General features: G+C 40.5%; 23 protein-coding genes and 1 pseudogene. 7 read left to right on the top strand and 17 right to left on the bottom strand.

Annotated features, from left to right (window positions below; translation table 11 throughout):
• A pseudogene (locus ACEO2X_RS07030) lies at positions 1-118 on the top strand (IS982 family transposase); the annotation flags it as partial.
• A gap of 343 nt (positions 119-461) precedes the next feature.
• Positions 462-719 carry an EexN family lipoprotein gene (locus tag ACEO2X_RS07025; protein WP_004971457.1) on the top strand — a complete coding sequence of 86 codons (258 nt, stop codon included), beginning with the start codon at positions 462-464 and terminating at the stop codon, positions 717-719.
• 95 nt (positions 720-814) lie between these two features.
• Here the strand turns inward: ACEO2X_RS07025 and tsaD are convergent, their stop codons facing one another.
• Positions 815-1,831: a tRNA (adenosine(37)-N6)-threonylcarbamoyltransferase complex transferase subunit TsaD gene (tsaD, locus tag ACEO2X_RS07020; RefSeq protein ID WP_371971407.1), complete on the bottom strand. Its 1,017-nt coding sequence runs from the start codon at positions 1,829-1,831 to the stop codon at positions 815-817.
• 146 nt (positions 1,832-1,977) lie between these two features.
• Between tsaD and rpsU the strand changes: the two genes are divergently transcribed.
• Positions 1,978-2,193 (top strand): 30S ribosomal protein S21, encoded by a 216-nt coding sequence (gene rpsU / locus ACEO2X_RS07015; RefSeq protein WP_001136722.1) that lies wholly within the window; start codon positions 1,978-1,980, stop codon positions 2,191-2,193.
• 31 nt (positions 2,194-2,224) lie between these two features.
• Positions 2,225-2,671, top strand: coding sequence for a GatB/YqeY domain-containing protein (locus ACEO2X_RS07010; protein ID WP_154321276.1), 447 nt, complete (start codon positions 2,225-2,227; stop codon positions 2,669-2,671).
• Positions 2,672-2,824: 153 nt separating this feature from the next.
• On the opposite strand, the gene ACEO2X_RS07005 is transcribed toward ACEO2X_RS07010, so the two are convergent.
• The 14 genes from ACEO2X_RS07005 to ACEO2X_RS06940 all read right to left on the bottom strand — a co-directional run bounded on the left by ACEO2X_RS07005 (position 2,825) and on the right by ACEO2X_RS06940 (position 16,270).
• A complete protein-coding gene (locus ACEO2X_RS07005) occupies positions 2,825-3,187 on the bottom strand; it encodes a hypothetical protein (protein ID WP_004971462.1) in 363 nt (120 codons plus the stop codon).
• 60 nt (positions 3,188-3,247) lie between these two features.
• Positions 3,248-3,622: a GFA family protein gene (locus tag ACEO2X_RS07000; protein WP_096902524.1), complete on the bottom strand. Its 375-nt coding sequence runs from the start codon at positions 3,620-3,622 to the stop codon at positions 3,248-3,250.
• Positions 3,623-3,670: 48 nt separating this feature from the next.
• Positions 3,671-5,107 (bottom strand): M48 family metalloprotease, encoded by a 1,437-nt coding sequence (locus ACEO2X_RS06995; protein WP_178318511.1) that lies wholly within the window; start codon positions 5,105-5,107, stop codon positions 3,671-3,673.
• Between the two features lie 105 nt (positions 5,108-5,212).
• On the bottom strand, positions 5,213-6,187 hold the full coding sequence (locus ACEO2X_RS06990) for a D-glycerate dehydrogenase (RefSeq protein ID WP_104851813.1): 975 nt from the start codon (positions 6,185-6,187) through the stop codon (positions 5,213-5,215).
• A gap of 63 nt (positions 6,188-6,250) precedes the next feature.
• The gene (locus ACEO2X_RS06985; protein WP_371971350.1) at positions 6,251-6,901 is read right to left on the bottom strand and encodes a hypothetical protein; all 651 of its coding nucleotides are present in this window, start codon (positions 6,899-6,901) and stop codon (positions 6,251-6,253) included.
• Positions 6,902-7,071: 170 nt separating this feature from the next.
• Positions 7,072-8,961, bottom strand: coding sequence for a M48 family metallopeptidase (locus ACEO2X_RS06980; protein ID WP_253132402.1), 1,890 nt, complete (start codon positions 8,959-8,961; stop codon positions 7,072-7,074).
• A 96-nt stretch (positions 8,962-9,057) separates the two neighbouring features.
• Positions 9,058-10,596, bottom strand: coding sequence for an amidophosphoribosyltransferase (purF, locus tag ACEO2X_RS06975; RefSeq protein ID WP_096902526.1), 1,539 nt, complete (start codon positions 10,594-10,596; stop codon positions 9,058-9,060).
• A gap of 25 nt (positions 10,597-10,621) precedes the next feature.
• Complete coding sequence (locus ACEO2X_RS06970; protein WP_004971476.1) at positions 10,622-11,203, bottom strand: CvpA family protein; 582 nt, start codon at positions 11,201-11,203, stop codon at positions 10,622-10,624.
• A 3-nt stretch (positions 11,204-11,206) separates the two neighbouring features.
• Complete coding sequence (locus ACEO2X_RS06965) at positions 11,207-12,208, bottom strand: quinone-dependent dihydroorotate dehydrogenase (protein ID WP_371971347.1); 1,002 nt, start codon at positions 12,206-12,208, stop codon at positions 11,207-11,209.
• 111 nt (positions 12,209-12,319) lie between these two features.
• A complete protein-coding gene (gspM, locus tag ACEO2X_RS06960) occupies positions 12,320-12,799 on the bottom strand; it encodes a type II secretion system protein GspM (protein WP_179988424.1) in 480 nt (159 codons plus the stop codon).
• Positions 12,799-13,938: a type II secretion system protein GspL gene (gspL, locus tag ACEO2X_RS06955; protein ID WP_131261339.1), complete on the bottom strand. Its 1,140-nt coding sequence runs from the start codon at positions 13,936-13,938 to the stop codon at positions 12,799-12,801. Before gspL ends, gspM begins: the two co-directional genes overlap by 1 nt.
• Before the next feature lie 46 nt (positions 13,939-13,984).
• Positions 13,985-14,440: a histidine phosphatase family protein gene (locus tag ACEO2X_RS06950; RefSeq protein ID WP_371971344.1), complete on the bottom strand. Its 456-nt coding sequence runs from the start codon at positions 14,438-14,440 to the stop codon at positions 13,985-13,987.
• Between the two features lie 154 nt (positions 14,441-14,594).
• Entirely contained in the window at positions 14,595-15,668 is a 1,074-nt protein-coding gene (locus tag ACEO2X_RS06945; RefSeq protein WP_004971486.1) for an NAD(P)H-dependent glycerol-3-phosphate dehydrogenase, read from the bottom strand.
• Positions 15,669-15,694: 26 nt separating this feature from the next.
• Entirely contained in the window at positions 15,695-16,270 is a 576-nt protein-coding gene (locus ACEO2X_RS06940; RefSeq protein WP_004971488.1) for a nitroreductase, read from the bottom strand.
• Between the two features lie 380 nt (positions 16,271-16,650).
• Here ACEO2X_RS06940 and ACEO2X_RS06935 point away from each other — a divergent pair, with 380 nt between their 5' ends.
• The gene (locus tag ACEO2X_RS06935) at positions 16,651-17,028 is read left to right on the top strand and encodes a hypothetical protein (RefSeq protein WP_004971490.1); all 378 of its coding nucleotides are present in this window, start codon (positions 16,651-16,653) and stop codon (positions 17,026-17,028) included.
• A 109-nt stretch (positions 17,029-17,137) separates the two neighbouring features.
• On the opposite strand, the gene rhlB is transcribed toward ACEO2X_RS06935, so the two are convergent.
• Both rhlB and ACEO2X_RS06925 read right to left on the bottom strand, forming a co-directional pair.
• The gene (gene rhlB, locus ACEO2X_RS06930; protein WP_004971493.1) at positions 17,138-18,289 is read right to left on the bottom strand and encodes an ATP-dependent RNA helicase RhlB; all 1,152 of its coding nucleotides are present in this window, start codon (positions 18,287-18,289) and stop codon (positions 17,138-17,140) included.
• Positions 18,290-18,399: 110 nt separating this feature from the next.
• Positions 18,400-18,612: a cold-shock protein gene (locus ACEO2X_RS06925; RefSeq protein WP_005177104.1), complete on the bottom strand. Its 213-nt coding sequence runs from the start codon at positions 18,610-18,612 to the stop codon at positions 18,400-18,402.
• Between the two features lie 477 nt (positions 18,613-19,089).
• On the opposite strand from ACEO2X_RS06925, the gene ACEO2X_RS06920 reads away from it, so the two are divergent.
• Positions 19,090-19,347, top strand: a complete 258-nt coding sequence (locus tag ACEO2X_RS06920) for a sulfurtransferase TusA family protein (protein WP_004971495.1) — start codon at positions 19,090-19,092, stop codon at positions 19,345-19,347.
• A 162-nt stretch (positions 19,348-19,509) separates the two neighbouring features.
• On the top strand, positions 19,510-20,379 hold the full coding sequence (rpoH, locus tag ACEO2X_RS06915; RefSeq protein ID WP_004971496.1) for an RNA polymerase sigma factor RpoH: 870 nt from the start codon (positions 19,510-19,512) through the stop codon (positions 20,377-20,379).
• The last annotated feature ends 74 nt before the right edge of the window (positions 20,380-20,453 follow it).

Genomic DNA, 20,453 nt, shown 5'->3' with positions numbered 1-20,453 from the left:
TAAACATCGTTCGATTGCTGGTTTTTTAGCAGGCGTATTTTCTTCACTATGTGCGTATCAACTTTGCCAAAAGAATAAGCCTAAAATTCATGTGATTAAATCTTTGGCTTATCCGTAACTGGGGTTATATTAAATATCTACCAAAAATCATAGTTTAAAGTTGAAAACACAACAATTGGACAGGATTCACAGATTTAAATACTGCTGTCAGCTACTTTATGGATTTCTATAAATTGTAGGATGAGTGCACAAAAAAAATAAAGCAGTTCTATTTGAAACCAATACGTGAAATAAAGTTTGGGATAGAATATGACTATAAAACTTCAAAAAAATTAAAAATATTTATATTGCAATTATTTAATTTTACTTAATAAGATCAACTTTAGTCCATTGTATTATTTTATGAACCCATTATTCGCTTAAGATGCAATCTCTTTAAAACAAACAACGGTTAAAAAATAATGTTTAAATTTAAAAATTTGTTAATTACAGTAAGTTTAATTACAACGCTTACAGCATGTACACAAGTGAAAACGCAAGAGTATTATGCCGAGAACTTAGATGAAGCTAAAAAAGTTTTGCAGAAGTGCGAAGAAATGGCCAATCAAGGTAAATCACTAGAAGGTAAAAAATTAGAAAACTGTACAAATGCAGGGAATGCTGTGATGCAAGGCATGATGAAAGATCTTACCAAAGGTTTAATGGACGCAGTTCGCTAAGTCTTAAGTATTCGTTTCTAATATTAATGTAAAAATTTAGCATATAAAGTCAGAGGCAGATTATTGCCTCTGATTGATTTTATGCTACGAACAACTTAACCCGCAGTTGGATTGGTAAGCTCCGTCATTGGCCAACGTGGTGTAGTCGTAACCGATAAACCATCTTGCTGCCCTGCTTTTAAACGCTGATAGCCCGCAAAAGCAATCATTGCACCATTGTCGGTGCACAATGCAGGTTCTGCATAATAAACCGTTGCACGAATTTTAGCTAAATCTGCTTCTAAACGCTCACGTAACCGAGTATTTGCACTCACCCCACCCGCGATCACCAAGCGTTTTAAACATGTTTGTTTTAAAGCTTTTACCGATTTTTTCACCAAAGTATCAACAATCGCTTCTTGGAAACTTGCCGCAATATCGGCATCACGGTTTTCATCACCTAACTTTTTCATTTGTACTGAAACCGCAGTTTTTAAACCGCTAAATGAAAATTCTAAGCCTTGGTGCAACATTGGACGTGGAAATTCAAAAGCTTTGGCATCGCCTTGTTCAGCTAGTTTGGCGATATTTGGCCCACCCGGATACGGTAAACCCATCATTTTGGCAACTTTGTCAAAAGCCTCGCCTGCAGCATCATCAATTGACTCGCCTAACAATTCATATTGGCCAATGCCATAAGCTGCCATGAGCTGTGTATGTCCACCCGAAACCAATAAAGCGACAAACGGAAATTCTGGTGGTGTAGCAGACAATAATGGTGCAAGCATGTGCCCTTCCATGTGATGCACCCCAATTGCAGGTTTATTTAAGGCAAAAGCTAAAGTTCGTCCAAATAATGCGCCTGTCATGAGTGCGCCCATTAGCCCCGGCCCACGGGTATAAGCCACTGCATCAATTTCAGATTTTTTGACTTGGCTCTGCTCAAGCAATTGATTGATTAAAGGAATAAGTTTGCGCACATGGTCACGTGAAGCCAGTTCGGGTACCACACCACCATACTCTGCATGCAATTTAATTTGGCTATACAGTACTTGCCCGCGCAAACCTAACTCGCTGTCATACAGTGCAAGTCCTGTTTCATCACAAGATGTTTCTAAGCCTAAAACGATCATTAAATTGCCTATAACCTGTATCAATTCTATTGCGAAACCTATTATAGACTTGTGATATGAGATGTAAATGAGTAAAATACTGACCTTCACTTGTGATCGTGGGCAATTTCGCCCAGATCTTATCCATAACTTAATGAGGATTCTTCATGCCACAAGTTAAATTGAAAGAAGGCGAACCAGTAGACGTAGCTATCCGTCGTTTCAAACGTTCTTGCGAAAAAGCAGGTGTTTTAGCTGACGTACGTAAGCGTGAATTCTACGAAAAACCAACTCAAGAACGTAAGCGCAAAAAAGCTGCTGCTGTTAAACGCTACCAAAAGAAATTGGCGCGTGAATCAGTACGTACTACTCGCCTTTACTAATTAATTTGTGATTGCCTGTCTGGATTAAATGATGACGACTTTGAAAAACCAAATTACTGACGTTTTGAAAGCGACAATGCGCGCCAAAGAAATGCATAAGTTAACGGTAATTCGTAGTCTACAGGCGGCAATTAAGCAAATCGAAGTCGATGAGCGCAAAGAGCTTGACGATGCTCAGGTTCTTGCGGTCATTGAAAAGCAAATTAAACAACGTAAAGAATCGGTTAAAGCCTTTGAAGGCGCTGGCCGAGAAGATTTAGCTAGTAAGGAACAAGCCGAAATTGAGGTGTTATCTCAGTTTCTACCAGAAGCTATGACTGAGGAAGAACTTGATTCCATGATTGCGCAAACCATTGAAGCGCAACAAGCTACTAGCATGAAAGATATGGGTAAGGTGATGAACTCTCTGCGTCCGCTCATAGCCGGGCGCGCCGATCCTGCTCAAGTATCTGCCAAAATTAAAGCCAAATTAAGCTAATTAGCCCACCCCAAATTTGTGCTTCTCCGAACACTGATTTAAATGTCAGATTAAGCCCGCTTTAATCTTTCTATCTAATGCTATTAAGTAAAATGCTAAACCTAGGATGAGATAGATTATCTATTCACCCTTAGACACTTCTGCTTTAACTTTTTACTTTAAATCGCAGTTCACTTGATATTTTTTCAGTAATTGCATTTCTTTAGATGTGCTGACCTGCTGAATCACGTCCTGTTTATTAATATTCTGATAACGACGATCCAAATAGGCACGGTTTTCATCTGCTGCCTGATATAAACGATCAACATAACGACTAACAATGCCGCAAAACTGCTGCTGTTGCTGCGGATTAAAACCCTGCTGTTGTGGGTTTAAGCCTCGTAAAAACTGTCGGGTATCTTGTTTATATTGCGCATTAATTTCTTCAACAGCCAACACATACTGCTCTGCACTCGCAGCATAGACATTTTGCAAGGTCATCCCCAAAGTAAGGCATAAATAAATATATTTTTTCATTTTCAAGTCAGGGTCGTTTCAACTCAAGTTCTATTTTAGCATTGTATATTCGGTGAATAACTATTCACACGACTCAATTGCCAAAAAGTTGGGTTTGTATTGCGCAAATGCTTGCTCACATGGTTCGGGAACTTTGCCTTGAGTCACTGTCCCTAAGCGTAAGCGAATAATATCGGGTAAATCTAGCCGATAAGAATAAATCGGGCTGCCACACTCCTGACAAAATACCCGTGCTTTATTGGGACTATGAAAATATTCTTTTAGATATTTTAAGCCACGCACCACTTCAAAATGTTCGCGTGCCACTGGACTATTCCATCCCATAATACCGCCTTGCGCACGACGGCAATGCTGGCAAAAACATAATATTGTTTTTTCAATTTCGGCATGGTAACGGTAATACACCGCACCACATAAACATTGTCCTTCAATCATTCTTAAACTCCCTTTCTTTATTGTTATGCCACCGTATGTACGCCCGACTTATATTTTTAACTGTCGTTCTCTTTGCATTTCAGTCACACGGTTTTTTATATTTGCCGACATCGCCTGATTGTCTTTGGCTAAACGCTGCGCGTGCAGTAATGATTTAATTGCCTCTTCTTCCCAACCTGACCAATACTGTACTTCTGCACGATACCGTAACACATTTACCGTGCGTAATGCAGAGCTTCGGTCTACATTTGCCGCTTGCTGCATTAAATTCCATGCCGATAAATCACGTGGATTTTTTTGCAAGAAATCCTTCAAAATACTTTCTGCTTGCGTAGTTTGATTTTGACGAATCAAAACCTCGGCCCATTTATAATTCAGCGCACGATTTTCAGGCATAATTCGCGCAGGTGAACCAATTGTTTTGAGCGCTAAATCAATTTTATTTTGCCCTAAATAAATGTCAGTTTGAATAAGTGTCAATAAATTATGTAAACGATTGTGACTTTTGGCCTGATCTATACTTTGTTGCGCCAAAACAAAATCGCCTTGCTGGCTATAAAAATAAGCCAAAGCCAAATTCGCCGCAAAATGGTTACGGGTTGCAAATGCTTTAAGCTGCTGTTCTGTCGCCTGCTGCGAAACCACCAAACTATATAACTTTAAAATCTCAAAGTCTTCATCACGCAGCGAGGTTGGCACTGGTGGCAATTGATTGGCACGTAAACGCGCCTCACTCATCCGCTCTGTGGTTAAGGGATGGGTAAACCAAAAGTCAGGTAAGAAGCTCACTCGACTCGTAGTACGGTGCATCACCTCAAAAAAGTCTGCCATGCTTTGTGGGTTATAGCCTGCGCTATACATATATTGCATGCCAATACGGTCTGCTTCACGTTCCTGATTACGGCTATAAGTCAATTGCTGATCCATTAAAGCGGCTTGAGAACCCATCATCACCGCTGCGCCTGCATCACCATCGGCTTGTGAGGCAACCAATGCCCCAACCACAACCCCAGCGAGTGCCAACAAACCCTGTCCTTTAAATGCCTCTTGAGAGCGACTGTAATGACGTTGCGACACATGCGCAATTTCATGCGCCATCACGCCCGCAACTTCATCCATATTACGGGCAGAATTAATAAGACCTGTGTTTAACGCAAATAAACCACCCGGCACAGCAAAAGCATTAATTTGTGGATCATTGATAATGAGTAGCCCAATGGGTTGCCCCAATTGAGTTTGGCTGAGTAGATGCGAAAACGTATTGATTAATTGATCTTCCAGCCACGGGTTTTGCGTGACAGGCATTTTACGCTGCACTTCCCGATAGACTTTTTCACCAATACTGCGTTCTTTTTGCTGATCAATTAATCCCACACCACTGCCTATTTCAGGCACATTAAATTGTGGTGTGGTGGTTAGATTGGCACTTTGGGTTGTCGCAATACTGGCAAAACTCAAACCGCAGATCAGTAATAGATGTTTCAATGGATGATCTCAAATACATATTTTGCATAATGATTCACTATAACATTGAAAAATGAACGCATTTGCAATGATGTGTTATCAATTTTTACCAAATCATCTTTAACTTTAAGACGTATAACAAGCAGGATTAACAACATATTGCGGGCGACGTCCTTCCAGCGCATCAACTAAATTTTTATAGGCTAAGTTTGCCATTTGTCGACGAGTTGCTGCAGTTGCTGAACCAATGTGCGGCAAAGTCACGACATTATCTAACTCAAATAATGGTGATTCTTGCAGTGGTTCTTTGTCATAGACATCCAAAGCTGCGGCAAAAATTTTGCCTGCTTGTAAGGTCTGAATAAGTGCCTGCTCATCAATGACCGAACCACGCGAAATATTGACCAAAATTGCATGAGACGGCATTAAATCAAGTTCACGCTGACCAATTAAGGCTTTAGAGTCTGCATTTAAATCGACTGCCAGTACCACAAAATCAGACTGTTGCAGCAATTCATCCAGACTTAAATATTCTGCATTAAATGCCTTCGCCACTTCCATTTTTTCACGACGATTGTGGTACACCACATTCATATTAAAACCATGAAATGCACGCCGTGCGATAGCCGCACCAATATGCCCCAAACCTACAATACCAATGGTTTTACCATAAATATCCTGTCCAAACTGTGCTGCACCCACGGTACGTTTCCATTGCCCTTGTTTAGTCCACCGATCTAAATATGGCACTTGTCGTGCTGCACTCATCAATAAAGTAAAGGCTAAATCTGCTGTGGTTTCAGTCAAGACATGCGGTGTATGGCAAAGACTAATCTTTTGCTGGGTTAAATAATCTACATCATAGTTGTCATAACCGACACTTACACTCGAAATCACTTTGAGTTTAGTCGCAGTATGTAAGTTACTTTGATTAAGCAAGCGCCCTGCACCAATCATGCCATCGGCATCTTGCACATGCTCAAGCAACTGTTGATTCACGTCACCCAACTTCGGGCTGACCTGCACCACCTGATAATCTTGCTCTAGCTTACTTAAAATTTCTGCATCAATTTGACTAAACACTACCACTTTTTTACGCATGATTATCCCTGTTTCGTGTCTACAATTGCTTGTATATGTAGAGTTTTAAATATCTGAATTGACTTAGGCTTTAGGCTGTAACGATGTGATTTGTATCGCATCCCACAGACTTTTTTTCAACAGCGGTTGATCTAACATCTCTTGCAAGCTGGCTAAATGCAAAAATTGTTCAGATTTAAAATGTGGTAATTGACCTAAAATCAGCATGTTTTTATCTGTGCTCAAGACATCAACAAAACCTTGCACATAATTTTCTACCCCGATGCCGTCTTGTAATACTTCTAAAGCAAAAGGCCATTGCAATACGTGATATTCGGCCTGTAGCGCATGTTGAATATTACGCCACAATTGTTGCTGTTCCTGACTCAAGGTAGTGCTTTCTACCAAAATGACACAATGTGGCAACTGCAAAGCTTCAATACTAAATGCTTCAATTTGCAGCATGACACGCGCTTCAGGAACAACTTCTGGCTCGGCCGCTTCAACTGTCGTATGTTGCGGAGATGGTTCTTGCTTAGGCTTTTCGTGAATAATCGGCTGTTGTTGTTTTAATTGTTGAGGTACTGCAGCAGGAACAATAATTTCGCTGTGTATTTCAGGTGCAGCTTGGTCGCGCCAAACCGATGATTGTGGCAAAGTTTGAGACACAGCCATTCTGGAAACCCAAATATCGATTCCCAAACTGGCTAAAATGTCACGCTGATGCCCCATCATGTTTATCATCACCCATCTAATTTTTCGCTGCACGTATTTATCACAGAACAACATGCAAGATAGCACCTATTCTACCTAGAAAGGCTGCACAATGCTGTGCTTTCTTTCACCCAATCTGACCTATTCGTATTTTTTCAAAATCTGCTTTAAACACACCTAGTCAATCAGTGTCACACAATCATCAAACTGTTTTGTTTTTGCATTTGCTCGACAATTTCTTCGGTTTTAAAACCTAAACGCCAATAGAGCAACTCCAAAACATCCAATTCATCTTGGGTGATAATACGGTCATTCCACAAACAAATTTCAGCAATGCCTAACACCATCAGTCGATCACGCAGCAGCAAACCTGCCATATCATTTAAAATTTCTGATAAATCAATCGGTTCATCTGAAATTTCTTCATAATCAATCAATTCATCTGCAGTTAAAACACGTTCTAAAATACGTTCACGTACATCTAACTGATTAACACTATTAATTTGCTGCACATGCAATAAAGCATCGATTAAACGTACAATTTGCGGTTTAACTTCGTGTAACGCTGCAGGTGTATGTAAAGGCAGCAAGTTCAATTCAAACTTGATTCGTTCAAGCAGCAAAGCATCTAACAAACCAATTTCACCATCTTCCTGAATGATTTTTGCCAATTTGGTTAAAAACTGCCGTGCGATACTCAGCGGCATACCACCAATATTTTTACATGCTTCATGGAAAATCGAGATATGTACTCGCCCATCCAAATTTAATAAAGCATCTACAATTGCACGGCTGACTTCTGCTTCAGCAGGAATAAATTCACGATATTGGCGAATCATCAAAATAGCGACAATCACCTCACGCGAACCCGTTGCCGTTTGTAAGGCACGCTGAATTAGCTCTGGACGCGGCATGTTATTGCGAATTTCAGGCTTGAGTGGCTTAATTGCATCATTAATTGCAAAGCTAATCGGCGATAAGCGCAGCAAAGGCAAAGGTTGTGGTGAACTCCACGGCGCATAATATTCAGCATTCATTTCTTCTAACGAGCGAAATAGGCTAAACAAAGGCTGATTGCGTAAACGCTTCAAATTTTCTAGCTGTAAGTCTTGTACCAAGGTTGGATCAAGCTCAAAAATACGGGCTTCAATACTTGGATGAATATTCATCCAGCTTTGCGGACTGAGCGAGTTAGCAAAGCACATGTGGGAAATAGATTCTGAATATTCACTATGAATTTGCGACCCTGCATGATGCACATAAATTCGCAGCAAAGTTTGAATATTGGCATTATTTTGAATCAAACGTTTGGTTTTTAAATCATTTTTAAAGGTACGTCCGCTTAGACTAATATATTTAATTAAGCGGGTAATCAACACGCCCAAGCTACCAAACAACCAGATACCACCACCTATAGCAACAAAAAAAGTCGCTAACTTATGTGGCGGTGCATCACGATGTTGTCCAAAGCCAAGTTTGGCGATGCTACTGCCCCACTTACTAAACGTGGTTAGGCTACTGTAGAGGATTTTAAGCTTGGTATTATCAATGGTTTCACCACTTAAAATATGGTTAAACTCATGGCTGAGTAGTCCATAAAGCTCTTGCTCATCCAAGTTTTGCAAAGCACCCCAAGTCAAAATAATCACAATATCTTTATGACTAAAGCCTGCAGTGAGGGCATTTACCCCAATTTCATCGGGCAATACATATACAGTAGGCGCTGGGATTTGAAAGGTATCGGCCAATTGTTCGGTCAGTTTAAGTGCGGTACTTTCTTCTGGGGTACTTTCGAACTGGGTTAAACGACGCGCACCCAATTGTTTTGCCAAAGAATGACCACCTGAGCGAAAAACGTAAAATTCCAAAATGACGGATACCGTCATAATCAGCACCAAGACCGTAATCCAGTATGGGCTTAGACTGTGCCAATAGATGGATTGGCTTGAATCGACATAATAGACCAACAGACCCAAAACTGTGTTTAAGATAAACAGGGTCAAAGCGACTGCAACCAAACATAAAATTGCAGACCAAATCATATTTTTGTTTTTAATCAAGTAACTACTCACAGACCTCAATGTAAACATCCTGAATTACATTGTATTTGAGCCACCATCATAAATGAAAAAAGCGGGAATTTCCCGCTTTTCTCACTGAGCTGATCAGAAAAAGAATTAACTCTCTTTTACACCAGTTAAGTCTACTGACGCAGCATCAATATTGACATCAATATAACCATCTTTGCCTTTTTTAGCCAAGTCGTTGCGCTTTTGCTCAAGATCATTCAGATAAGCTTCGTCAATTCCGCCAGCTACATACACACCATCAAATACTGAACAATCAAATTCAGTTAAATGTGGCACTTTATGGGTACGAACCGCTTGTTTTAAGTCTTCTAAATCTTGGAAAATTAAACGGTCTGCACCAATAATTTCACGAATTTCTTCAACATTACGGTTAGACGCAATTAATTCATCTTTGGCTGGCATATCAATACCATACACGTTTGGATATTTCACCATTGGCGCTGCAGAAGCAAAGAATACTTTTTTCGCACCTGCATCACGCGCCATTTGGATAATTTCGTTACAGGTCGTACCACGGACAATCGAGTCATCCACCAACAGTACATTTTTGCCTTTAAACTCAAGCTCTACAGGGTTCAGTTTTTGGCGCACTGATTTTTTACGCAATTGCTGACCTGGCATAATAAAGGTACGTCCGATATAGCGGTTTTTCATAAAACCTTCACGGAATTTAACCCCTAAAGTATTTGCCAATTCTAAAGCTGATGTACGTGATGTATCTGGAATTGGAATAACGACATCAATATCGTGTTGCTCGCCCCACTCTTGGGTAATTTTATGCGCCAGTTTTTCACCCATTTTCAAACGCGCTTTATACACTGAAATACCATCAATGGTCGCATCTGGACGAGCAAAATATACATATTCAAAAATACATGGGCGATATTCAGGTTTAGCGGCACATTGCTGGGTAAATAATTCACCTGCGTCATTAATAAAGATCGCTTCACCCGGCGCAATATCACGTTCAACTTTAAAGCCAAGTGCAGTAATTGCCACAGATTCTGATGCAATAATATATTCCATGCCCTGTTCAGTTTCACGTGAACCGTAAATCAATGGACGGATACCATTTGGATCACGGAAGCCAACCAATCCTTGACCTGTAATCATAGCAACAACGCCATAAGCACCCTTACAACGCTCATGCACACGGCTGATCACATGAAAAATATCTTCTGAAGTTGGGTTTAATTTGCCACGTTTTTGCAATTCATGTGCAAATACGTTCAATAACACTTCTGAGTCAGAATCGGTGTTCATGTGACGTAAATCTGTTTTAAACAGATCTTCGTGAATTTCTTCGGCATTGGTCAAATTACCATTGTGTGCCAAAGTAATCCCGTACGGCGAGTTCACATAAAATGGCTGCGCTTCGGCACTGCTTGATGAACCTGCAGTTGGATAACGCACGTGCCCAATACCATAATTACCTTGCAACGCACGCATGTGACGTGTATGGAATACATCACGCACCATACCGTTATCTTTACGCAAGAACAAACGCCCATTGTGGCAAGTTACGATCCCAGCTGCATCCTGTCCACGATGTTGTAACATCGTTAATGCATCAAACAACATTTGGTTAACAGGTGATTTACCAGCTATACCAACAACTCCACACATAGCAACCTCGCAGACCAGCTAGGGATTAATAAAAAGGATTATTCGTTGAGCCATCTGCGCCAGAGCGATTTTCTTTTGCGTCAGATGCGATGTCGGAAGATGGCGCGGCATCTTTCGACTTGATGTGCTGTAAAGCCTCATTGGCAGCGTCTTTGGACAGTTCTGTTGCCCACGGTGCATACGGCAATAAAGTTTGTACAAATTTAGACTGTTTCCAATAAGGCGAGCTTTCGACCCAAGGACCAATGCCTTGAATGGTAATAAGGACAATGAGTAAGCCTTTCAAGGTACCAAATGCACCGCCTGCCAAACGATTTAATGGGCCAAGCTTCAAGCTCTTTAAAACACCATTTAAAACAGCGGTTACAATCCAGGTCAGTACCACAATTACCAAGACAATAAATGCAAAGGCTGCAATTTTTTGTACCACAGGATCGCTACTGAGTGCTGTCATCGAAGGTGCTAGGACAACTGCATATTTTGCCGCAACAATTAGGGCAAAAATCCATCCTACCAAGTTCGCAAAGGCTTTAATAAATCCTTGTCGCAAACCGTTCAACCCTCCAATAAGCAAGAGAATCAGAATAACGATATCAATGGTATTCATAAGTTATAAGGCGTTCACACAATCTTGAACCAGCTCAGGACCTGCATAGATTAAACCACTATACACCTGAACCAAGCTTGCACCTGCATTTTTTTTGGCAACCGCTTGTTCGCCCGACAAAATGCCACCTACACCAATTAAAGGAATTTCACCTTTCAGTGCTGCTGAAAATGCTGCCAAACATGCAGTACTTTTTTCAAACACAGGCGCACCCGATAAACCACCTGCTTCATCGCCATGCGGCAAGTTTTCTACACCTTCGCGCGACAAAGTGGTATTGGTCACAATCAGACCATCAATTTTGAATTGCAATAATTGTTTGGCAATAAACTGAATATCTTCAGGGTCTAGATCTGGAGCAACTTTTAATACCAACGGCACATAATGTTGATGTTCTTCGACTAACTCCAACTGACGCTGTTTGAGGGTTTGCAATAACTCAGTCAGCGCATCACCACTTTGCAAACTGCGCAAGTTTTTGGTATTCGGTGATGAAATGTTTACGGTGATATAAGAGGCATAGTTATAGACTTTTTCTAAACAAATCAGATAATCATCTACTGCATTTTCAACTGGCGTATCGGCATTTTTACCAATATTAATCCCCAAAATGCCTTTAAATTTTGCCGCTTTGACGTTTTCAATCAGCTGATCGACCCCATCATTATTAAAACCCATACGGTTAATAATGGCTTTGGCCTGCGGAATGCGGAATAAACGTGGATGCGGATTGCCCACTTGAGGACGTGGCGTAATGGTACCAATTTCAATAAACCCAAAGCCTAAACCAGCCAAGGCATCAATATACGCACCATTTTTGTCTAGACCTGCTGCCAAACCTACTGGATTAGGGAATTCAATTCCCATACACGTCACAGGTTTCGCTACAGTCTTTTGACGCATCAAGCCCATTTTATGGCTTGATTTCAATAGTGATAGTGTCAGCTCATGTGCACGCTCTGGTGCTAAAGAAAATAACAACGGGCGGGCTAGAGAATACAACATATCTGCAAAAGTCTACTGCTTTCTAAGTCGCCATATTATAGGCTTAGCCCAGTCAAAACGCTATGCTTGACATGGGTTTATTTTCCGAGTTTCGGACTTTATTTTTAACCTTTACTGGACTGTCGCTGTTAATTTAATCTGCCCTGCTTCAGAAATTAATTCCATTTTTTCAATACTTAAACCCATTTGCGCCAATTGGGTTAAAAAATTTGCCAACACGGCATAATTGACATGACTCGCTACAAGTTGCATCTTGTCACCACTTTGCTGCGAAGCAACCGATAAGCCTTGTTGCTGAGCCACACGCTGAATTTTATCGGCTGCACTGAGTTGAGCATCATTAGCTGGTTTCATTGTGACTGCATGACTTTGCATCACCACCACCAAATCTTTAAGATCATTCACCCGTTTTTGCTGTTTTTCGGCTGCGGCATGCATATACCACAATGCAGAACCCACCGCAGCAACGATCACAAAGATTGTGGTAAACACCACCAAAACACGCTCACGTGTATTTAAACGATCTAAATAATCTTGCACCAGTTCAATACGTTGATCGAACCAAGTCGACATTTTTTCCATGGCTTTCATTATTGTATTTTCACCAATCCTACTGCACCTGACGCGCTCGGCTGAATATTACCCAGCTCGACCTTAAAACCCTGCTGATTCAATTGCTGAGTGAGCGCTTGCAAGGTCGCTGCCGAATTAGCATTCAATTCCATGTTCAACATATTGGCATCAAAACTCACACGATTGGCCACAATTTGATTTTGCATCAACACAGGGCCAACACGACTGAGCAATTGCAGCGCTTGAGTATCTGCATTTTTACTCATGCGTACCTGACTTTCAAACTGACTTTGAATATTTTGTTCGGTAATACGACTATTTGCACCAAACCAATATTGATATTGTTCTATGGCTTGAACCGCTGTTTGATCTGCTACTTTTTTAAGTTTGCTCCAACGCAGTGCATCATAGCTAAACTGTACAATTAAAATCCCAAGAAATACTGCTGCACAGGCTTTCCAATAACCTGAAACACCCGTGTCTTGCTTGGATTTTGGCAGCATATTGAATGGATGCTGTTTGGCTTTCACTAATGCAGGTACTACATAATGAAAGCTTTCTAATTGTTCTTGTGTTGCAAATGCTTCAATACTTTGCATTTGTTCTGCACTAAAGTTGGTGATTTTATAGTTTCGTTCTGCAGTTTGATAGTCTAGATAAAGTGCCAGATCATCAACTGAATAACCTAAAAATTCACTTTCACGTACCAACAAGCGTCCGCAAATATTTCCAATCACCGTTTGCCCTGGTTCAGGTTGCGGCAAAATTAAAAAATCAGGTAACAATGCACTGATTTTAACTGGCAACAAACTTAATACATGCAAATAGGTTTCAATACTATGCTTGGCAACTCCCAGCACGGTTATTTGCTCAGGTGGCTGAAAATGATGAACCACCTGCATCGCATCAATTGGCAATACGGTATATTCTTCTAATAAATACTTCACACCATCGGTACCCAATTGTTTATATTGGGCTTTAGGTAAAGTTTGTTGCATAATTTGCACATCACGGCTTGGGAAAAACACCACAGCATCTTTTCCTTGAAAAGATTGCAATGCCTGAATCAAGGCATCAAGATTATCTGCCTGTGTCCAGTGTTCCCCATTTGACCATTGCCAAACCCCATTGGCTTCTGGCATCCATAAATACAGCATTATTATCGTTCTACCGTTGAATTGTATTTAACTTTATACATTTATTTTATGCGTTTGGAATAAAACTTTTGATTTGGGTTGAAAGTCCCGCAGCAATTACTGCCTGCTCATAAATACGTGCTTCTGCCAAATGATAGGGATGGAAAGATTCTGAAGTCAAAATTTCTGCTATGTGTGCCACCACATTCATGTGACACACCACCGCAATTGACTCATACGGCAATTGTGACAACCATCCCACCGCAACTTTTGCATCATCTTCAGGTTTAATGGTATTGCAGACCACCACAGGCACATCTTTAAAATATTGCTGCAAATGTGCCAAGGTTTCTTGTGCACGCAATAAAGGACTAACCACAAACACATCGGGCTGAATGATATTTTTTAAATAGTCTGCCGTTTCTTGTGCTTGTATATGACCACGCTCAGTCAAAGGACGCTGATGATCATTGCCCATAATCGCAGGAGCGGCTTCACCATGACGAACAAGAGTCAGTTGCATAGAATTTCCTTATAGGATGATACACATTAAGTTGTGTCAATTTAACTCAAATTATGCGCTCAGTATAACCTGAGAATATGACAATTCAGTTCACCAAACTGTCATATTCCACGCAAGTTTTTACCTACTGTGGCGCAGTTTTATGGATGTAAAACTAAACTTGATGATGCGGCAAGACAAATTCCACATCACTGCGATGTCCATTCTTCATTAAAGACAGCGCAATGTTCATGGGTGGCGCACCTTCAAAAATCACTTCATAAAGCGCACAAGTAATTGGCATATACACATCTAATTCATTCGAGCGCGCCCGCACTTGTACAATGGTATTAATCCCTTCGGCTGTTTGCCCCAATTCTTCTGTGGCTTGTTCCAAAGTTTTACCTTTACCCAGTGCATAACCCACTTGATAGTTACGACTCAATGGACTGCTACATGTTGCAAACAAGTCACCGACACCAGACAACCCTAAGAAGGTCAATGGATTTGCACCAAGCTTAACCGCAAAACGACTCATTTCTGCCAATGCACGGGTTAAAATCATACTCTTGGTATTTTCACCCACGTTATAAGCGGCTGCCATGCCCATCGCCACAGCATAAATATTTTTCAGCGCACCGCCTAATTCCACACCATTCACATCATCGCTGGCAAAAACACGGAATAACGCACTGTGTAAAGCTTGCTGCACCGCATAACGCACCAATTCAGAATGACTGGCAATAACCGTACCTGCAGGCTGCCCCGCCACAATTTCTTTGGCAAGGTTCGGGCCAGACAATACACCATACGGCACTTCTGGCAATTCTTCGCGGATAATATCGCTCATAAAACTAAAGGTTTTGGCTTCAATACCCTTGGTTAAAGACACCACTGCTTGTGCGCTAATAAAAGGTTTAATTTGGCGCAACACATCACGGAAAGAATGACTTGGAATAGCCACTAAAATAATGTCACGGTCACGAACTGCAGTTTCCAAATCTGAAACGGCTCTTAAACCCTGCTCCAACTGAAAATCTGGCAAATAACGTCGATTAATATGCGTTTCATTAATTTCTTTGGCAGTCGCTTCATCACGAATCCAAATCATCGTGTCGCAGCCATTACGCACTGCTGTATTGGCCATTGCTGTACCAAAACTGCCACCACCTAGCACTGTAATGCGTAACGCAGTTTTTCGATCTATTGCAACAGGTTCAACCAAATCGGCAAAATTTAACTCTGACATTATTGTTATATCCTAAAAATAAAGACTTATGCGTTCCAATAACGAACATAAGCTTGCGTATTCAACTCAGCGCGTGCAGGAATGGCTTTAGCCGCTGTTCCCACATAAATAATGCCTGAAATTAAATCATCTGCATTTAAGTTTAAAGCTTGTTTCAGCAAGTTCGACTCAACGACTGCCCCACTACGCCACATACTGGCAAAACCCTGCGCCTGCAAAGACAATAAAAAGTTCTGTACCGCAGCACCTGTACTTAAAGTCTGCTCAAAACATGGCACTTTTGGATGATCCTGAAATTGTGTTAACGCCAACACTAAAAGTGGCGCACGAAATGGATGCTGTTTCACTCGCTCCAACTGAACCGCATCGGTTTCGCCCATGTCTGCCAAGGCTTGAGAAAGTAACTCACCAAATGCTGCACGTTGCTCGGCAGTAATCACCACAAAGCGCGTAGGTTTTAAACGATGATGATCTGGCGCGGTTAAAGCTGCCTGAAAAGCCATTTCTAGCTGCTCAGTATTTGGTGCAGGTTCAACTAACTGCCCCGTAGACTGACGTTGATGAATATTTTGATGAACGATTTCTACCGCTGTATCCGTCATTGACTTATATAACTATTTCAAAAAGCTCGGTTAAGATTAGCATAAACTCAAAAAATTGCGCTATTTCCGTATGCTTATTTGCAAGATTCTGATTAGGGTCTATATGTCTGCACTTTTAAGATGAACCTGCTCAGCACATCTAAACAATGATGCTTTGACGCATTCATCTATAGTTTAAGAGCATGAAAATACATTATGGATTGGGTTTGATGTGTATAAATGAATGACGAATTATCAACACAGCCTATACAGTGTCTACATCTAAAACCATCCAGATTATGTTCAACTAGATCAAATTATTATTTTCAATCTCTACACATTTGAATTGAAATATCATCAACAAACAATACGCGCTACAGCGTTTTAGCCCCGAGGTAGATATGAAAAAAATAGTCGCCTTTTCTAGCCTTGCCGTTTTTGCACTTTTAACCGCATGTGCCACCACGCCAAATAATTCTCTTGCCATTCAAAAAGAAAACAACCTATATGAAGTCACAGGTTTAGGTAAAAGTAATATTATTGCCAAAAATAATGCAATTACAGCTGCCAATAAAACCTGTGGTACTCGTGCCGCTCCAGTCTTGGTTGATGAAAAAACATCTTATAACGGCGCACTCAAAGGTGTAGTCGATGAGCAAACGGGACAAATGATTCAGGCGGCAGCAACTGTTTTAGGTACAATTGCGGGACGTAATACTGATATTGCTCGTGATGATGATTATCAAACTGTGCTGACCTTTAGATGTCAGGCAAAGTAAATTATTACAGCACGACATAAGAAGCAAATACAAAAAAGTCGCTCCACTGAGAGCGACTTTTAAACTAAGAACAGCAGGATTTAAACTAAAAAATAGCTTAAATGAGTAATTAGCAATAACCATCTAAACGTGTTAATGGCAATTTTTGACCAATGGCTTTTTCAATTTCTGGTAAATAGAACGCATCATCTTCCGACAAGAAGCTAATACTCACACCACGTGTACCTGCACGACCTGTACGACCAATACGGTGGACATAATCATCTGACTGTTCAGGCAAAGTGAAATTCACCACATGCGAAACACCATCGACATGAATACCACGCCCTGCAACGTCTGTTGCAATCATGATGTTATGTTTGCCATTTTTAAACTGATCCAGCATTTTTAAGCGTTTGTCTTGGGCAATTTCACCTGACAACATCACCACTTTATAGCCATCACGCTTTAAATGATCATAAAGCTTACGCACCTGATCACGCCGATTGGCAAAAATCATGACTTTTTCAATCGGCTCATCACGTAAAATTTCTTCAAGCAATTTGTATTTATCGGTTTTGGCAACCATATATACCCGTTGCTCAACATCGGCATTGGTTTTCTTTTCAGGTTCAATTTCGACTGTAACAGGTTCAAATAACCACTGTTGAGCCAAGTTCAACACATCATAACTAAAAGTTGCCGAGAACATTAACGTCTGACGCTGTTCCTTACGCGGTGAATAACGCACAATACGTTTTACCGATGGAATAAAGCCCATATCCAGCAAGCGGTCTGCTTCATCAATCACTAAAAACTCAATCTGATCTAGCCAAACTTCTTTTTGTTCTACAAAATCAATCAAGCGCCCTGGTGTCGCAACAATAATATCGACAAAGTTTTTATTGAGTTGTGACTTTTGCTTATCAAAATCTACACCACCCAACAAAGTCACCACATTTAAGTCGGTAAATTTGGTTAAGTCTTTTGCATCACTTTCGATTTGCAAAGCCAATTCACGCGTAGGCGCTAAAACCAATGCACGTGGTTCACCACGATAACGCTGTCCTTGAATTGGGTTATTCAATAAATCGTTGATCACACTAATTAAAAAGGCAGCAGTTTTTCCTGTACCTGTTTGCGCACGACCAATGGCATCATGTCCAGCCAAAGTAAATTTTAAAACCTTTTGCTGAATTGGCGTCATTTCCTTGAAACCCAAAGCATCAATAGCCTGTTTCAATTGCGGATGTAAATTTAAGGTTTCAAAACCAGATGACATAAATATGTGCTCGAACTTATACAGACAAAAAACTGACCTATTATAAACAGAAATACAAATAAAAAACGCCCCAATCAGGATTGGAGCGTTTTTTTAGAATAATCGAGTGATTAGTCTAGTGGCTGTACTTCTTCAGCTTGGAAGCCTTTTTGGCCTTTAACTACGCTGAATTCAACACGTTGACCGTCACGAAGTGAACGGTGGCCTTCACCTTGAATCGCACGGAAGTGAACGAATACGTCGTCACCGCCATTGCGTTGAATAAAGCCAAAACCTTTAGTGTCGTTGAACCATTTAACTACGCCTTGTTCACGAGCTGTCATAAGTTAATCCTCATTGATTAAAAAGAAGGACCACCCGGTGTTGCAAACAGCAGAGCAAACAAAGTTTAAAAATATTTTTATTTCTAAGCTTGTAATCATTCTGTATAACTATTAACAAAATCCCGGTTACATCCATTTGTAATAGGGCGACAAACAACGATTGTCTATCTAAAATCCTAAATACGCACCGAGCTTAACACGGCTTTATGACAATTAATAGATTTTTTTTGATTTATCTTGTTCAGTTTGAAACGAGTTGAACAAATAGAAAATTTTTATTTCTGTTAAGTGACTTAGCACAATTTTGATCTATAAATTTTATTGCAAATATCTCACAAAATAAGCCAATTCTCTTGCCCTTATGCGCAGTAAGCCGCGCAATGAATAGCCCCGATGCTTCAGATGAAATTTATTTGGGATTTGTGAACGAATTTGCTAATATGATCATTCTGTTTTTTAAGGCGAAATTTTACTTCAATGCTGTGTGATGCTGAACAACCTATCATAGTGATTGATGCTATGGGACAACCTTGTCCTATGCCTTTATTGATGCTGAAACGTGCCCTTAAACATTCAGATTCTGCACGGTTTTTATTGAAGTCATCTGATCCGCACAGCCAGCAAGATGTGGCGCGTTATTGTCAGTTACATCAATACGGCTGTGAAGCAAGCCAGATTTCGGCAACAGAGTTTCATTATGTGATTGATGTTGCCAAGCCAAAATCATCGCAATAAGTGCATCTATTTGATTGTTCATTTGTTTTAATGACTTAATATTCGCCGCTTATTGCTATAAAGATTTACATATCTACACCAATTTTACTTATTTAAGTAGAATATTGGCATTAAGATAAAGACATCGGTTATTTTACCTACCCAATCCTATAAGGAGATCTCATGAGTGACAGCAGCAATCAGTTGATGCCCCTGTCATTATCTGCACCAGGGGTAAACCTCGGGGCTTATATTAGTACTGTTAACCAAATTCCTATTTTAACGGCTGAACAAGAAAAAGAGTTAGCCGAGCGTTATTATTACGATCAAGATTTAGACGCGGCCAAAATGTTGGTCATGTCGCATTTACGTTTTGTGGTGCATATTGCACGAAGTTATGCGGGCTATGGTTTACCGCAGGGCGATTTAATTCAGGAAGGCAACTTGGGCTTAATGAAAGCCGTGAAACGCTTTGACCCGAATATGGGCGTGCGTTTGGTGTCATTTGCCGTGCATTGGATTAAAGCTGAAATTCACGAATATGTGATTCGTAACTGGCGTATTGTTAAAATTGCCACCACCAAAGCACAGCGTAAATTGTTCTTTAATTTGCGTAGTCTCAAAAAATCTAGCAAGAAACTGACGCTTGAAGAAGCACAATCTATTGCCAATGACTTAAATGTGACTGCAGAACAAGTCTTGGAAATGGAAGGTCGTTTAACCGCTTATGACGCAGCTTTTGAAGCACAGGGCGATGATGACGATGAAGGTTCAACTTATGTTGCACCTGCATTGTATTTGGAAGATAACCGTTACGACCCTGCACGTTTGGTCGAAAACGAAGACTACGAAGAACAAAGCACTTCTGCTCTGCATGAAGCTATGGAGCAGTTGGATGATCGTTCACGTAATATTTTGCAGCGTCGCTGGTTAGATGATGATAAATCGACCCTGCATGAATTGGCAGCAGAATATAATGTTTCAGCAGAACGTATTCGTCAGCTCGAAAAAAATGCCATGGAAAAAATTAAAGTGGCAATGTCATCAAACTAAACTGACACTCTCAAGATGAATACAAACACATCGAAAAATAAAATTGGGCAAACTGCCCTTTTTTATTGTCTTGG

The sequence above is a fragment of the Acinetobacter sp. AL9 genome, from assembly GCF_041464035.1.
Classification (GTDB): Bacteria; Pseudomonadota; Gammaproteobacteria; order Pseudomonadales; family Moraxellaceae; genus Acinetobacter; species Acinetobacter towneri.
Note: the sequence above shows the minus strand (reverse complement) of the source record. Positions and strands in the feature narration are given on the sequence as shown.